This is a genomic window from Kitasatospora sp. NPDC056531 (genome assembly GCF_042794375.1).
In the GTDB taxonomy this organism is placed as follows: Bacteria; Actinomycetota; Actinomycetes; order Streptomycetales; family Streptomycetaceae; genus Kitasatospora.
Genome location: NZ_JBHTTU010000006.1, coordinates 110860 through 124896, shown reverse-complemented (window position 1 = coordinate 124896; position 14037 = coordinate 110860). Strand labels below are relative to the sequence as shown.

Below are 14037 nucleotides of genomic sequence, written 5' to 3'. Positions count from 1 at the left end.
GTCGGCAACTTCAGCGATCGTCTCAGTGACGAGAGTCCGCTGCTCGCCGTGGTCGCCTCCGAACTCCTCACGCCGGACGGCGACCCTAACGAGAGGTTCACGGCCGCCGTCGAAATGGCGGTCGGGGACTTCCTGGTGATTGAGCATCTCGACCTGGCCGCGCCGTACGACACCCCACTGGTCGCGGCCGCCATGATGGCGAATGCCGCCGACCGGCTCGCCGGGGACTGCGGAGCGATCGTCATCCCCCGATCCGCCTTCGTCCTTGAAGGTGGCGGGCTGCTCGAGGAAGCGGGTGCGCTGCTTGAAGGGCGGGAGTTCAGCGACCGTCTGCGGCTGATCGACACCGCGCTCGCCGCCTTCGAGGACGCCAGTCGGCGGGTAAGAGACCGGCTTCGGGGTCGACGTGCCGACCGTTGGGAGGAAGAGCCGGACGAGGAGACCGACGAGGACGGCTGGCAGCTGAGTGCGCGCACGGCCGCGGTACTGCGGGTAGCGCTGGAGGACTTGTCGCAGCAGGCTTGGGAAGAGGTGGCGGCGCTGGACGACGAGCCGCTGGCCCCAGGGGCCGCTGGCCTGTTTGCGAAGCTGCCGCCGCTGACGTTTCGCCGTCCCCGTGTCTGGCGCAAGCAGATGGCCCGCGCGTTCGACGATCTTCACGGTGATCTCGATGCGGGGCGGACGCCCTACCCGACCTGCACTGGCGAGGAGATGGCCCTGCACCTGGCGATCCGCAAGGCCAAGACGCTGCTGCGTGACCGCCCCAACCGGATTGCGGGCCTTGTGGATGAGCTACCTGTCAGCGAGGACGACTTCGACTGGGAGACATGCCTGGACCTCCTGTTCGAGGACCACGACGTCCTCATGCTGTTCGACCGTAGCCTTGATGGGCTCGAAGACGCCGACAGCGAGATCAGTCAGAAGCTGGGAACGGTGAACCTCAACCCGGATCACTGGTTCGAACCGTTCGACGAAGGACGCGATCCAGAGCGCGGCTTCCGGCACGAGTGACCGCGCCCCACGGCAAGTACTTGGCGCGCTGGGTCCTCGGTTCCGAGCACCGCAAGGGTGCTCGGAACCGAGGACAAGAGCTGGGGCTGACGGCTCTGGTGATCGAGGCCCGCCCCAGTAAACTCGGGCGATTCTATCCATTTACGAGCCACGGCAGGCTTTGCTTCAGCACCGGTCCCTGCTGGTGGGCTAACGGAGGTGGTGAACCGCTTCCGGCGTTCGTGAGCGTCGACCGAGAGGGCGGTTATCAAGTCTGGGCTGGCGGCCCATATCCTAACGGGCCCGATGATCCCGGCGTCCTTCTGGAAACCCGGAATGCGCCCGAGGCTATTGCCAAGGTTGAAGATTTCCTGTTCTCTCGGGCCTAAGCGACGAGTAACACGGAAATTACACTGGTCGAGACGATCCGGTGGCTTACCATGGTGCCGGTTGGCCGTCTGTCGCGTGGGGTGCAGCGTCCGCGGGAGCCCGGTCGACGTAGTACGTCCACTTCCCGAGATCCACTGCCGTCGGTAGTCGCAGACACCTCTTTACGGCGGAATTCGGACCCCGGAAACGGGAGTGGCGCGTTGTGGTGCGAAGCGCGCCTTCTTGGCATCTTCCTCGGAAGGAGTCTGACCCCGCACGCGGCCACGGTGATTGGCGAGGTGATGCCAGGGGAGTGATCGGCGGCTCATTCTGGACTGCAAGATCGTGGCACCTGAAAGTTCTCGCTGATTTATTCAAAGCGCTTCCCGATGGGGTTCACCCCACTCCTCGCCCTAAGGATTGGGGTGAACCCTTGATTGATGCCGGGGCCGTACGGCGGAACTGTTGAGGGCCCACTCCTCCCGGCGGGCGGCGAGCGGTTCGTTCACGGCGGGGGCCTGGGGGTGTCCGGACTGGCCGCATGACGCGATCCTGCCGCCGGCCGTCTGGGTCCGTCTCAAGGCTGCCGCGGCGGAGTCGCGGCCCGGGACGGCGAGCGGTGGGGGGCGTTCGAGGGAGCTGATCGTGGCGCGAGAGGACGCCGAGCTCGCGGCCGGCGCGCTCGTCTGCGCCATCGACCTTCTCATCGACGAGCTCTTCGAGGACATCGAAAACCTCGCCTACACAGCCCCAGCCTCGCCCAGTGCGACGGCGTGATGTTCCAACTCGAATCGCTGCCCGAGCAGTTCGCGCACCTCTACACGCCGGTGTTCGCGCGCGTCTCGGGTCAGCTCAGCAGAGCTGGAGTAGCCGTCCTGAGCGCGTGTGCAGCGTCGGGCCGGCCATCTCCGCTCGGCTTCAGAAGGGAAGACCGGCAGCCAGGACGAGCTGCACCCGGCGCAGGGCGTCGAGCTCGTCGAGAGGGTTGCCGTCGACGACCAGGAGGTCGGCGCGGTAGCCCACGGCCAGCTGTCCGGTGTCGGAGCCGATGCCCAGGGCGCTGGCCGCGGTGACGGTGGCCATGTCGATGATCTTCCAGAGCGGAAGTCCCAAGTGCTGGTAGAACTCCAGGCTGTTGACGAACTGGTCGAACACGGCTCGCGTCACGCCGGCGTCCGTACCAGCGATCATCGGGAGGTCCAGCTCAGCCATCCAGCGCATCGAGGCGAAGAGTTCCTCGGCGCGCTCGTGGCCGACCCGTTCAGCGAACGCGCGCCAGTTGGGGCTGGTGGCTGTGCAGACGTGGATCCCGGCAGCCTTGATTGCGGCGGCGAGATCTTCGCGGAGGTCGAAGCCACCGTTCTCGGCCATCCACGTGCAGTGCTCGATGGTGTTCACCCCGGCGGCCACAGCTGCCTCGATGCCCTCGGTGCCGTGAGCGTGCACCGCCACCGGCAGACCCGCCAGGCGGGCTTCCTCCACGACGAGGCGAAGCTCGTCAACGGTGAACTGGGACTGCCAGATAGCAGGTCCGCCCTTGGTAAGGCCACCGCCGGTGGCCATCACCTTGATGACGTCGGCTCCAGCCTCAACGTTGCGGCGTACCAGGGCCCGGATGGCATCGGCACCTTCGACCTCGCCGCCGAAGAACCAGCAGTGCCCGCCGACCGCGGTCAACGGTGTTGTTGCGGACAAGATCCGGGGGCCGGGTACGGACCCGGTGGCGATCGCGTCGCGCAGCCGTACGGCCAGGGCGTTGCGGTCTCCGAGGTCTCGCACCGTGGTCACGCCGGTGCGAAGCAGCTGGAGGGCACGGTCGGCCATGCCCTCCAGCAGGGTCTCGTCATCCGTGCTGAGCAGACCGGTCACCGGATCCGAACCGGCGTCGAAGGCGAGGTGGACGTGGGCGTCGATGAGTCCCGGCAGTACCGTGCCAGCAGGGAAGTCGTGCCTGATCACGCCTTGGACTTGCAGCGTCCCGACGGACTCGCGTGGTCCGACCTCCGCGATGATGTCGTCGCGGATGAGGACTGCACCGTCCTCGATGCATTCGCCGCCAGGCCCGATGATGACTCGGGCAGCTGTGATCAGTTGGTCAAACATGCGTGGAGTTCTATCTGTGAGTCGTGAGGGCGTCGGAGAGCGTCACCAGCTGGCGCGCGTCGGCGTCGAGGCCGTCCTCGTCAGGCAGAGCGACGGCGATCGCCTGGGTCGGTGCGGGCACGCCGGCCGCCCGGGCTTGGAGAGCCGGGCGCAGATGGCCAGCCACCTCGTGGGGGGCTGCGCTGTCCTGCACGCCCTGCTGCGCGAGGTAGGGGCTCACCCTCACCAGGCCGTCGCGGCACTCGACGACACGGCGGTAGTAGTTGCGGTGCACCGCGTGCAGGGCCAGGGCATCCCGCCAGGTGCCGGCCGCCGGCGCACGGTCCAGAGCGTCTTCCGGGAACGCCTCGTGCAGCAACTGCCACAGCGGGTCAAGGCGCCGGTAGGTTCGGCGGTGCTGGCGCCAGATCTTGAATGCCGCCACCCGCAACATGACGCCCGGGTAGCTCAGACCGGCGATGAAGACTGGCACTGCGATCGTGAAGAAGCCGTTCGCAGCGCCGTCCAGCCACGTGGGTATGGCACCGTCGCTCCAGCCGATCACGTCCATCACGACGCGACAGGCATCGGCCATCGCCATGCCGACCATCGACCCGGTGGTGAGCCAAAGACCGACCTTTGCCGGCCCGCGCGACATGCGGGCGTAACGGGCGGTCCACCAGGACGTCGTGGCGAACGCGTGGACCAGATACAGCTGAGCCGCGAGGAAGAAGATCGCAATCCACGGATTGTGCAGCTCGGCCGGGGTATAGGGGTGTCTGAGGATGCCGGCCGGGGTGGCGAACGTCGCTGCAGTGATGACCAGCACGGTCACCAACAGCGGAACGGCCTCCAGGCGGGCCCGTCGCCGTGCCCGAGCTCGGTCGGCGGCGGAGTGCAGGTAGAAGGCGAGCAGGAAGTAGACGGCCGCCAGGAGCGGGATGTTCGAGACCAGGAGGGCCGCGCCCCTCGCGATGGCGTTCAAGGCGCGCTCCTCAGGCGGGAACCCCGTGGAGAAACACACCGCCAGGCAGATGAGGCAGGCAGTCACCGATCTGAGAGCGCGGTCCCGGGGGGCCTGCCAGAGCTGGTAGACCTTCCAGCACACCGCGAACAGGAACATCGCAGCGGTCAGGTACATCGCGGCGTTCACTACAGCCACCCCCGCCGGTCACCGAGAGCGGTCTGGATACGGTGCAGGGACGGGTCGCTGACCCGACGCGGAGTTACCCGGTCCAGCACGGAGGCCCACTCGAGGATGATCGTGGCGACGAGTTCCGCCTCGCGCTCGTGCTCGTGGTCGTAGTGGGTGCGTCGGAGTGCTCGCCGGACGGCGTCCGGCGAGAGGTCGGGCATCGACTCCCGCCAGAACTCCTCGTCGGTGTCGTCACTCTGGTGGTCCGCCAGGATGTGGCCGACCTCGTGCAGGATGATGTGGTCCTGATGGATCTTGCTGGTCTTCTGCTGGTAGAGGATGTAGTCGGCCGACGCGGTGGCCAGCCACATGCCGAACGGCCCTGGCACCGGCAGGGGGTGGGGCACGAGCCGGATGGGGCGCTCCCGCCGTTCCCCGAGGAGCCGGCACAGGTCGTCCACCCGCAGCGGCGGCTGGACGCCCAGTGCTTGCAGCTCACGCCGGCATTGACGCCGCAGCGCCCGTTCGTTCAATCCGTCCCCCGCTCAGATTCGGTGCCAGGTCGTCGCGCTCGCCGGACCGCCCCCCGGCGGACGGATGGTCACATCGCCCGCGGTCACATACCCCGACGTTCGGCCTGTTCCAGTCGGTAGACGACGTCGAGGAGGTCCATGACCTGCTTGCGCCGCTCCGGCGACAGCTCGCCCGCGCGCATGGCCATCACCTTCACGTCATTGCTGCCGACCGTCTTCTCCAGGCGCTCCTGCTCCGCCACCAGGAGCCTGAGCTGCCCCTCGACCCGGTCCGTCACCTCGTCAGCGAAAAAGTAGGCTGCCGGCACGCCGAAGAAGTCGGCCAGCGCCTGCAGGTGCCGGAGGGTCGGGTTCGTCTTCTTGTTCTTGCGGAGCTGCCAGATGTAGCTCTGTGAGATCGCGACGCCGGCCCTGCTGCAGGCGGCCGCAACGTGCTCGTTGCTGTATTCCTGGCCCCCGCGCGGCTTGACGGTCGCGAACAGGTGGTTCAGCCGGTCCGCCAGGCTGCGGCCTGCCTGCTCGGTCACGCGTCTCTCCTCACCACGGCAGCCGGGACTCCACTCGCATGAATCCACTGGCATGAATGTACCTCACGCCCGGCGTCTATATGTCAGTTGAACCAACCGCCACCCCGTGGTAGGACTTGCTCATGTCAGATCTCCACTGAGGTACATGTGAACTGAAGACGATCTTCATGAGAGTGGACGGACCGACTCCAGCCAGGGCAGGGGGTACCGCCATGCACCGGGCGGCAGTCGAGGTGACACGCGGCCGGGATGTGCGGCGCACGCCGCCGTCGGTACGGGTGCACCCGGAATCCCGTTCGAGGCGGCCCGCGGCGTGGCGCGCCGCCCCCGACCCGGCCCGACCGACTGTCGCCGGATAGCGGCAAGAGGACTCCTGAATTCCATTCACAGAAATCCAGGACGGACCCGAACGCAGCCTTTTCCTCCGGCTCCTCGACATCAATCGGTGATGTCCGGGAGTCGAACTGACGCATGCCGTCGAGGCGGATATTCCCAACCCTTCTCCAGCCGTCCCTGGCCTCGCCCGAAAGTCCGCCCAGGAGTTGTGGGGCAATCCCGCAGACCTTGCCTCGCCCCGTCATGGATCCAGTCAGCCGCAAACCTCAGGTGATCCTCAAAATCCTCCGAACATGTTGCCGCGAGGTCCACATCTGATGGACGATCTATGAGTGCGACGAGGCGTCAGATCACCTACCGGCCCGACAAATTGGCGGGCGGGCGAAGAGCTGGCGAAGGGGAATTCGACGGGAATGGACTGAACGGCGATCACATCTTTGTCCACACGGATCAGCGCCCACGAGAGCGGGCACTCCAACGGGGGATGCGATACTTATGGCAGTTGCGATATCGATCGGCGACGAATGCACTTCGGAGTGCTGACGGTGACGCGTGTACTCATCTGCTCCACCGACCTGCTGTTCGGCGCCGGCCTGCGAGCGCTGATCGACGCGCAGCCGGACCTGGAAGTCGTGGCTCAGGTGCAGGGTGACCACGAGTCACTCCGGGCGACGGAGGAATGGCTGCCCGACATCGTCCTGATCTCGGGGCTCGTCGTGAGCCTCGACGTCCAGCGGGAAATCGCCAGGACGGCGAAAGTGATCATGCTCGCCGATGTCGACACCGTGCGCGGCTCCGATTTCTTCTCGGTCAACGCGCGGGCCGTGCTGAGCCCCAGCAGCTCACCGACGGAACTCATCCACTCCATCCACGTGGTCGCTTCCGGGGACACCGTGCTCATGCCGTTGGCGATAGCGGAGAAGACGGTGCGACTGGTGCGGTCCACGGCCGCGGGGGTCAGGTCCGATCCACAGGACATCTTGACCGGGCGCCAGCTGGACGTGCTCGTGCTGCTCACCCAGGGGTTGTCGAACGCCGAAGTGGCCGCGGAACTCTGCGTCACGGAGACGACCGTGAGATCTCACGTGCACCAAATTCTCAACAGACTCGCCGTGCGAAGTCGCGCGCAAGCGGTTGCCACGGCGTACGAATCCGGGCTCATCGCGATCTGAGCGAAAGGCCCGGAATCACAGGGCGGCCAGGGATCGACGGGGCCGCCCGTACCACAGCGGGATCCACCTTCAACCAGAGGAGCACCATCATGAACTCCGTTTCAGACATCGCGGTTTCCGACCTGGGCGACGAGGGCTTTCTGATCGAGGAGCTGCCCGAGACCATCGGATTCAACTGCCTCGGCACGATCTCGTCGGCCGGCACGGTCGGCGGCTGCCTGGGCAGCGCCTCGACGGTCGGCTCCAACTGACCGGTTCGGTCGGGCACTGAGCCCCTGGCGGGCTCCCGTACCTGACCTGGGGGCAGCCGGGCCGTGCGCACGGCCCGGCTGCCGGTCCTTCGGCGGCGGTGCGCGGCTCAGCCTCCTGCGCCGGCGATTCCGCCCATGATGCCCGAGATCCGCTTGCGCTTCTCCTTCTTGTCCTTCTGGTCCTTCCGGTCCTTACCGCTCTGCGCTCCCGAGGAGGAGTTCTGCCCCTCCTCGCCTCCGGCAGCACCCGACTCGGCGGGCGCGTCGTCCGAGCCGAACAGCCTGCCGAGCAGACCACTCCCGGAGTTGTCGTCCTTCTTGGATTCCATGGCGTTCCCTTCGTGAACACGGCTCGCCCGAGCCGTCATCCGCAGGTCTGCGGAAGCTGTGCCGCTCCGGCCGGGCCCGGTGGCGCCGACGGCGCGCGGGCCAGCGCGACGGACCAACCGCCGTCGCTACAGCCATCCCATGGAGCGGGCGAGTTTGATGGCGCTCAGTCTGTTGCCGGCACCGAGCTTGGACATGGCGGCCGACATGTAGTTGCGTACGGTTCCCTCGCTGAGTGAGAGCTCGCGTGCGACCGTGCCCAGGGACCGCCCGCCCTCGGCCAGCCGCAGCACCTCCAGCTCACGCGGTCCCAGCGGGCACTCACCGACGAACATGGCGTCCTCGGCGACCTCGGGGTCGATGTACCGGCCGCCGGCGTGCACCTGGCGGATGATCACGGCCAGCTGCGAGCCCGAGACGTCCTTGGTGACGAACCCGCGGACTCCGGCCCGAAGGGCGCGCCTCAGATAGCCCGGACGCCCCTGCGCGGTGAGGATGACGACCGGGACGGTCGACGGCAGTGCTCGCAGCGCCTCCGCGGCCTCGAAGCCGTTCATGCCCGGCATGTCGATGTCGAGGAGTGCCACGTCGCACCTCTCGGAGACCACCAGCGAGGCGACCTCCGCACCGCTGCCGGTCTGGGCGACGACGAGGATGTCGTCCTCCAGGGACAGCACGGTGGTCATCGCGTCCCGGAGGAGGCGCTCGTCCTCCGCGATCAACACCCGGATCACCGGCCCTCCTCCGTCCCGGCCGACGTGCCACCCGCACCGGCGACCGCCTGCTCCGGAGCCCATGCGTGCACCCGGAAGCCGCCGCCCGGCACGCGGCCGTACGACAGGCTGCCGCCGATCAGGGCGAGCCGCTCGGAGAGACCTTCGAGCCCGTGGCCGCCCCCGTCGGGGACCCTGCCCGCGCTCCTGTCGGCGACGCCGTCGTTGATGATCTCCACAGCCACTCCACCACTCGTACTCCTGACCTCGACCGTGCAGTTCGTCGCGCTGCTGTGCCTGAGGATGTTGGTCGCCGCCTCACGCACCACCCACCGGAAGGTGTCCTGGAGATGCTGCGGCAGGTCGGTCCGGAAGGCGGTGACCTCGACGTGTACGCCGGCGGCCTCCAGCACACTGACCACGCCGTCGAGTTCCGAAGCCAGCGACTGCTCCCGGTACCCGCGGACGAGGGAGCGCACGTCGCTGATCGCCTGTCGCGAGATCTCGACGACGGCGCCCATCTCGGCTCCCGCCCTCGGCAGGTCGCGCTCGGCAAGCCTGGTCGCCACCTCGCTCTTGAGCGAGATCACCGACAGGCTGTGGCTCACGAGGTCGTGCAGGTCGCGGGAGAAGCGCAGGCGTTCCTCCAGTACGGCCAGCCGGGCGAGCTCCGTCCGGTTGCGCTCGATCTCGCGCCCCATGCTGAGGATCCTCCCCACCGCGTAGATGACGATGATCACGATGCTCGCGCGGCCCAACAGATCGGCGACCGTCAGCGCGGGAAGGTGCAGCTTGAGACCGGCGTACAGCTCGACCGACAGCGCCACCAGCACCGCCGCGAGCGCCCGGTAGCGGGAGAGGGTGACGGCTGCCGCCCCGGAGAACAGGGCCGGGAGAGCGGCCCACTCCAGCCCGAACTGCAGGCACATCGCCAACGCCGCGTACCCGACCACCAGGAGATCGAGGGGAGTTCGCGCCGCCGGCGGCGCACCCCGGGCGCCGCGCCACAGCACGCGCGCCAGCGCGGTGGAGAACGCTGCCAGCCCGAGCAGGAGCAGGGCGGCCGGCAACGGTCCGGGGCGGCCGATTCGCAGCAGCGGCTCCGCTGCGTAGACCAACGCGATCGCGATCAGCACGATGGTCGCCGATCGGGACACCGCCTGCGACGAGTGCTCACCCATGCGCGCCCGTCCCCCTCCCTGTTCCCGTACCTTGCCGAGGCTCAGCAGTTCGTCCGCCGCGACGGCCACCGCGGGTGGCGGCGACTCTCGTCCGGCCGACGGGTCCGCGAGCTTGCGAACTACCTCCCCTGTGCGAGCCTAGCGCGCACCCCGGACGCAGGCCCACCGCCCGGCGCGCGACCGACCGCCCGTTACGGCAGCCGCCCGGCGGTCAACCGGTGCGCTTCGGATCCCACCTGAAGCACCTCCGGGCGAGCCAGAGCCCGATCGCGGCCCAGGCGACGGTCACCCCGATGGGGCTGAGGCAGACGTGGAGGCTCCCCAGGAAGTCCAGCTTCGCCCCGGGCAGCGCGGTGACGGAGTGGCTGGCGAAGTCACGGCCGAAGTACGAGGTGCGGACGATGCTGACCACCGGCGCCAGGGGCAGGTAGGCCGCCACAGTTCCCAGCGGGCCCGGCAGGCTCGACAGCGGGATGAAGATGCCGGAGCACATCATCAGGAACACCATGACGGGAGTCGTGATCCAGACCGACATCTCGGCGCTGGGCAGGATGCCCGAGACGCCGACCGCCAGCATGGCGAACATCGTGGCTCCGAGCAGGATCCCGAGCGCGAGCAGCGGAATGTTGAACGGCAGTCCCGAGCCCAGGCCCGCTACTCCGAAGACCGCCAGGATCACCGCCACGCCGCAGCTGACGACGGAGGCACTCGCCCCTTCCCCGATGAAGATCGAACTGTCCGGGAGGGCGGTTCCGCGCAGCCGCTTGTAGATCAGCGCATCACGCCGCGAGGTCACCGAGTTGACCAGGTTGTAGACGACGAAGAACAGCGAGAACCCCAGGAATCCGGTCAGGACGTACAGGTCCGCCGGGACACCGGCGATGGGGTCCTGCTGCTTCGCCCGGACGGACAGCGCGATACCGAGGCCGAGCGGCAGTACCGTCCCCGTCAGCGCGAATCCGAGGCGCTTCCAGAAGACCAGCTGAGCCAGCCGGAAATGTGCCACCGTGTATTCGAACCAGTTCATCGCCCAGCCCTTCCGTGCGCAGTGATGCCGAGGAAGACGTCCTCGAGGGATCCGCCGTCGACCTGGAGGTCGAGCAGCTCGACACCGCGCCCGTCTGCCCACAGCAGGACGTCGAGCAGGGCCCGTTGGGAGTCGCGCGCCAGGAGCGTCACCCGGCCCGCTGACTCGCGCACCTCGGCGTTCCCGAGCTCCGGGAGGTCGTGGGAGCTCAGCGTGGGCGGAAGGCGGAAGGCGATCGTGCCGCCCACCCGGTCCCTCAGCTCCGTCAGGCTCCCCTCCCGCGCGATGGTGCCGCCGTCCATGATGGCCACGTGGTCGGCGAGGAACTCGGCCTCCTCCATGTAGTGCGTGGTCAGCAGGACGGTCATGCCCTCGGACACCAGGTCCTGCAGCAGGGCCCAGGTCTGGCGCCGGGCCTGCGGGTCGAGCCCGGTGGTCGGCTCGTCCAGGAAGAGCACCTCCGGACGGCCCAGCAGACTGAGCGTGAGATCGAGCCGGCGCTTCTCGCCCCCGGAGAGCCGACCCACAGGTGTTCTGGCCTGGCCCTGCAGCGCGACCATCTCGATCGCCTCCTCGCGGGGCCTGGCACCGGGGGTGAACCTGCGCCAGGCGTCAACGGTCTCCGTCACCGTCAGGCCCTCGAAGAAGCCGGCTTCCTGCAGCATCACGCCCACCCGCCCGGCCGTCTTCCGCCGTCCCGCCCGGGGATCGACGCCCAGTACGCTGACCGTGCCGCTCGTCGGGCTCTGGAAGCCGGCCAGGGTGTCCATCGTCGTCGTCTTTCCGGCGCCGTTGGTACCGAGCAGTGCGAACACCTGCCCCCGTGGAACCTGGAAAGAAATTCCCTTCACCGCAGCGAAGTCCCCGTATTTCTTGTGGAGATCGCGAACCTCAATCACTATGTCCTGGGCCATATTTGAAAGATATCAGAAAGGTTATTCAGGGGCATTGGCGCACATGTCAGAAACTCCGCGATACTTTCCGCATCCGCCCGGCATGACATTTGTCATGCGATTTCGCGACGCGGCCCGGCGGCTCAACAGAGCCGGTCCGCCGAGAGCCACATCAGCCGGGCCAGCGCCGCCTCGACACCCGGGAAGACCCCGAGCCGGTTGTTCGTCAGGTGCATGTGGTGGAAGAGCAGGTAGTAGTCCGACCCTGTGCCCGCCTGCCGCTCGCGACCCTCCATGGCCGTCCAGAACCGCGCGGCGAAGAGCTCCAGGGCAGCCCGGGTCGCCGGGTCCGCCAGGGCCCGCTCCACCTGCGAGGCCAGCCGGGACGCCTGGGCGGCCGCCCGGGCATCCGTCCGGGCGAACCGCGGTTTCGCGGCCTGGCCGGTCGTCAGCGGCCCACCGGACCAGTACCAGGCGTACTGGTGCACGAACGCCGGCCGCTGCTGCGCCGGCAGACCGGCGAGCAGGACCTTCATGTGGGCGGCGCCGTAACCGACCCGGTTGGCCCGATGACGCTCCCCCAGGCACGAGACGGCCATCTCGCTGCTGGCCTGGAAGAGCTCCTCGGCCAGCTGCATCCCGGCTCCCGGCCCGTACTTGTGGACCTCCGGGGCGTACAGGAACTTGCCCGAGGACTCGAAGAGGCCCGGCTGGTCCTGCCGACCGGCCGCCAGAGCCGCGTCGAGCCGCCGTTCGCACGCGTTCAGCGCCTGCTGTTCGGCCTGGAGCCGCAGCCGCACGTGGAGTCCGGTGGGATCGAGGAACCGCAGGAAGAACCAGCGCAGTCCGGGCACCTCCTGCTGCAGCGTCCGCATCATCGGGGCGACCAGGCGTTCGAGGAGGCGGTCCGCCGCTTCCGGGTCCGTGACGTGGATGCGGTAGTACAACCAGTCGTGGGACGGCGGGCGGACGGAGCGCAGCAGTGCTCCGGGTGAGGTCGTCGGGTCAGGCATGAGACACCAGTCCGAGGAATTCCGTGGCGACCGGGCGACCGTCCGGGCCGTCGGCCCAGTGGTGCCCGCGGTGTGGCAGGGCTTCTGCGACGTCGATCCGTGCGGCGTCGACCCGCAGGTGCCCGAGCACGGCCCAGATCGAGTGCGGGTGGTCGAAACCCAGCCACTGGGGCTTGTCCTTCTCCGCGCCGGTCGGCCTGCGCACGATCTGAGTGACGAACACCTCGTCCGGCAGACCGTGCCGGGACCGCCAGCGGTCCACCTCGGCCAGGAACTCCACCGGGGCCTGCCGGTGCCGCGGTTGTGGCAGGTCCTCCGGGGAGAAGCTCCACCGCTTGCGGGCCCAGACGATCCTGCCCTGCCGCAGTTGCGGCAGGACCGTCACCCCGGCGCTGTCGCCGTCGTCGAGGACACGGCGGTCGCGGTCGACGCGGCCCATGCTGATCCACGGGTCGGACAGCAGGCACAGCAACTGGACCGGCCCGGTCAGCAGGTACTGCGGCACGGTGCCCAAGTAGCTGAACGCCACCGGCGCACCGTCACGGCCGGATGCCTGCAAGGTCCCGGTCGCGGGGTCGTGGGCCAGCGCCAGCTCCGCGAGGTCGGCGTCGGCCCCCGGGTCCGCCAGGTCGCCCGGGCAGCGCAGCCTCGGCAGCGTCCGCAGGGTAGGTCGTTGCAGGTCCAGCCAGTCACCGTGGGCGGCCACCTGGTAGACCGTGCAGCCGGGGTGCCGCTGGCGCACCCAGTCCGTGAGCGGCTCGGCCAGGCGGTCGTGGACCGCCGGAACGCCGGTCCAGCGGCTCAGCAGTCCGGTCGCCCCCGAGTGCACCAGATTGACGATCATGTCGTACTCGCCGTCCGCGATCCGCGCGGCGTCCGCCGCCGCGATCTGGAAGAAGACCGCGTGACCGGCGTGGCCGAGCGTGCCGTGACCGCGCAGGCGGTCGGCACCGCCCTCCCCCGGGTGCGGGCCCGGCGTCCGTCGGGCCAGGGCGGCGAGGTCGGCCACCTCCAGGAAGGAGTACAGGAATCCGAGCAGGTCCACACCGCCGGCACCCGGCCCGTGACGTCGCACGAACCAGCGGACCATCTCGTCGTAGAGCGGGTGGCGCACCGTCAGCGGTGCCAGCCAGCGCCCGGCCTCGGCGAGATCCTCCCGGACCACCTCGGGCAGCCCGGGAGCGGCCGCCTGTGCCGAGGCGTCGGTCTCGTGGAACAGGGGGGTGCTCGTCGCCCAGCTGGGCACCGGCGAACCGACCGACTCGAACGCCTCCGCCACGGCGGTGCGAGCAGCACCGATCGCCGTGATGCGCCGTGCGGCATCGCGGGTGCCGGCGACCTCCGCCTCCTGCGCGGCGAGCCGGTCGAGGGGGGGGGGGGAGGGGGCAAAGAAGGCGGCGGAGCGACAGCCCAAAACCAAGAACCAGGCCCCAAAAAAAGAACCAAAAAACAAAAGCAAAAGAAAAAAAAACTGCGACCAAAAAACCT

Annotated in this window: 16 protein-coding genes; 5 read left to right on the top strand and 11 right to left on the bottom strand. The window is 68.5% G+C overall.

All coding sequences use genetic code 11. The features are described 5' to 3' along the window. Positions 1–48: 48 nt before the first annotated feature. Together ACFQ87_RS09420 and ACFQ87_RS09415 are read left to right on the top strand one after the other, a co-directional pair. Positions 49–1011, top strand: a complete 963-nt coding sequence (locus tag ACFQ87_RS09420; protein ID WP_380610026.1) for a hypothetical protein — start codon at positions 49–51, stop codon at positions 1009–1011. Positions 1012–2004: 993 nt separating this feature from the next. Then, positions 2005–2136, top strand: a complete 132-nt coding sequence (locus ACFQ87_RS09415; protein ID WP_380610025.1) for a hypothetical protein — start codon at positions 2005–2007, stop codon at positions 2134–2136. 141 nt (positions 2137–2277) lie between these two features. On the opposite strand, the gene ACFQ87_RS09410 is transcribed toward ACFQ87_RS09415, so the two are convergent. The 4 genes from ACFQ87_RS09410 to ACFQ87_RS09395 form a co-directional block, all read right to left on the bottom strand. Continuing rightward, a complete protein-coding gene (locus tag ACFQ87_RS09410; protein WP_380610024.1) occupies positions 2278–3462 on the bottom strand; it encodes an amidohydrolase family protein in 1185 nt (394 codons plus the stop codon). 10 nt (positions 3463–3472) lie between these two features. After that, complete coding sequence (locus ACFQ87_RS09405; RefSeq protein ID WP_380610023.1) at positions 3473–4594, bottom strand: MAB_1171c family putative transporter; 1122 nt, start codon at positions 4592–4594, stop codon at positions 3473–3475. Then, on the bottom strand, positions 4594–5109 hold the full coding sequence (locus tag ACFQ87_RS09400; protein ID WP_380610022.1) for a hypothetical protein: 516 nt from the start codon (positions 5107–5109) through the stop codon (positions 4594–4596). The genes ACFQ87_RS09405 and ACFQ87_RS09400 overlap by 1 nt, the downstream gene beginning before the upstream one ends. Positions 5110–5192: 83 nt before the next feature. Further along, positions 5193–5636: a helix-turn-helix domain-containing protein gene (locus ACFQ87_RS09395; protein ID WP_380610021.1), complete on the bottom strand. Its 444-nt coding sequence runs from the start codon at positions 5634–5636 to the stop codon at positions 5193–5195. Between the two features lie 872 nt (positions 5637–6508). On the opposite strand from ACFQ87_RS09395, the gene ACFQ87_RS09390 reads away from it, so the two are divergent. Both ACFQ87_RS09390 and ACFQ87_RS09385 read left to right on the top strand, forming a co-directional pair. After that, positions 6509–7144: a response regulator transcription factor gene (locus tag ACFQ87_RS09390; protein ID WP_380610020.1), complete on the top strand. Its 636-nt coding sequence runs from the start codon at positions 6509–6511 to the stop codon at positions 7142–7144. A gap of 89 nt (positions 7145–7233) precedes the next feature. Continuing rightward, positions 7234–7395 carry a thiocillin family RiPP gene (locus ACFQ87_RS09385; RefSeq protein ID WP_380610019.1) on the top strand — a complete coding sequence of 54 codons (162 nt, stop codon included), beginning with the start codon at positions 7234–7236 and terminating at the stop codon, positions 7393–7395. A 107-nt stretch (positions 7396–7502) separates the two neighbouring features. On the opposite strand, the gene ACFQ87_RS09380 is transcribed toward ACFQ87_RS09385, so the two are convergent. The 7 genes from ACFQ87_RS09380 to ACFQ87_RS09350 all read right to left on the bottom strand — a co-directional run bounded on the left by ACFQ87_RS09380 (position 7503) and on the right by ACFQ87_RS09350 (position 13795). After that, the gene (locus ACFQ87_RS09380) at positions 7503–7724 is read right to left on the bottom strand and encodes a hypothetical protein (RefSeq protein ID WP_380610018.1); all 222 of its coding nucleotides are present in this window, start codon (positions 7722–7724) and stop codon (positions 7503–7505) included. A 126-nt stretch (positions 7725–7850) separates the two neighbouring features. Beyond that, the gene (locus ACFQ87_RS09375; RefSeq protein ID WP_380610017.1) at positions 7851–8456 is read right to left on the bottom strand and encodes a response regulator; all 606 of its coding nucleotides are present in this window, start codon (positions 8454–8456) and stop codon (positions 7851–7853) included. After that, positions 8453–9616, bottom strand: coding sequence for a sensor histidine kinase (locus tag ACFQ87_RS09370; RefSeq protein ID WP_380610016.1), 1164 nt, complete (start codon positions 9614–9616; stop codon positions 8453–8455). The genes ACFQ87_RS09375 and ACFQ87_RS09370 overlap by 4 nt, the downstream gene beginning before the upstream one ends. Positions 9617–9827: 211 nt before the next feature. Beyond that, entirely contained in the window at positions 9828–10643 is an 816-nt protein-coding gene (locus ACFQ87_RS09365; protein WP_380610015.1) for an ABC transporter permease, read from the bottom strand. Further along, the gene (locus tag ACFQ87_RS09360) at positions 10640–11557 is read right to left on the bottom strand and encodes an ABC transporter ATP-binding protein (protein WP_380610014.1); all 918 of its coding nucleotides are present in this window, start codon (positions 11555–11557) and stop codon (positions 10640–10642) included. Before ACFQ87_RS09360 ends, ACFQ87_RS09365 begins: the two co-directional genes overlap by 4 nt. A gap of 122 nt (positions 11558–11679) precedes the next feature. After that, on the bottom strand, positions 11680–12549 hold the full coding sequence (locus tag ACFQ87_RS09355) for a thiopeptide-type bacteriocin biosynthesis protein (RefSeq protein ID WP_380610013.1): 870 nt from the start codon (positions 12547–12549) through the stop codon (positions 11680–11682). Beyond that, complete coding sequence (locus ACFQ87_RS09350) at positions 12542–13795, bottom strand: hypothetical protein (RefSeq protein ID WP_380610012.1); 1254 nt, start codon at positions 13793–13795, stop codon at positions 12542–12544. Before ACFQ87_RS09350 ends, ACFQ87_RS09355 begins: the two co-directional genes overlap by 8 nt. On the opposite strand from ACFQ87_RS09350, the gene ACFQ87_RS09345 reads away from it, so the two are divergent. Then, positions 13773–14037, top strand: a 265-nt coding sequence (locus ACFQ87_RS09345; RefSeq protein WP_380610011.1) for a hypothetical protein, incomplete at its 3' end; no start/stop codon positions are given. The two genes, ACFQ87_RS09350 and ACFQ87_RS09345, sit on opposite strands and share 23 nt — an antisense overlap.

What these genes read in the sequence shown, in the direction of transcription:
- ACFQ87_RS09410 (WP_380610024.1), bottom strand. Translation starts at nt 3,462, where the DNA reads ATGTTTGACCAACTGATCACAGCTGCCCGAGTCATCATCGGGCCTGGC.
- ACFQ87_RS09385 (WP_380610019.1), top strand. Translation starts at nt 7,234, where the DNA reads ATGAACTCCGTTTCAGACATCGCGGTTTCCGACCTGGGCGACGAGGGC.
- ACFQ87_RS09380 (WP_380610018.1), bottom strand. Translation starts at nt 7,724, where the DNA reads ATGGAATCCAAGAAGGACGACAACTCCGGGAGTGGTCTGCTCGGCAGG.
- ACFQ87_RS09370 (WP_380610016.1), bottom strand. Translation starts at nt 9,616, where the DNA reads ATGGGTGAGCACTCGTCGCAGGCGGTGTCCCGATCGGCGACCATCGTG.
- ACFQ87_RS09365 (WP_380610015.1), bottom strand. Translation starts at nt 10,643, where the DNA reads ATGAACTGGTTCGAATACACGGTGGCACATTTCCGGCTGGCTCAGCTG.
- ACFQ87_RS09360 (WP_380610014.1), bottom strand. Translation starts at nt 11,557, where the DNA reads ATGGCCCAGGACATAGTGATTGAGGTTCGCGATCTCCACAAGAAATAC.
- ACFQ87_RS09355 (WP_380610013.1), bottom strand. Translation starts at nt 12,549, where the DNA reads ATGCCTGACCCGACGACCTCACCCGGAGCACTGCTGCGCTCCGTCCGC.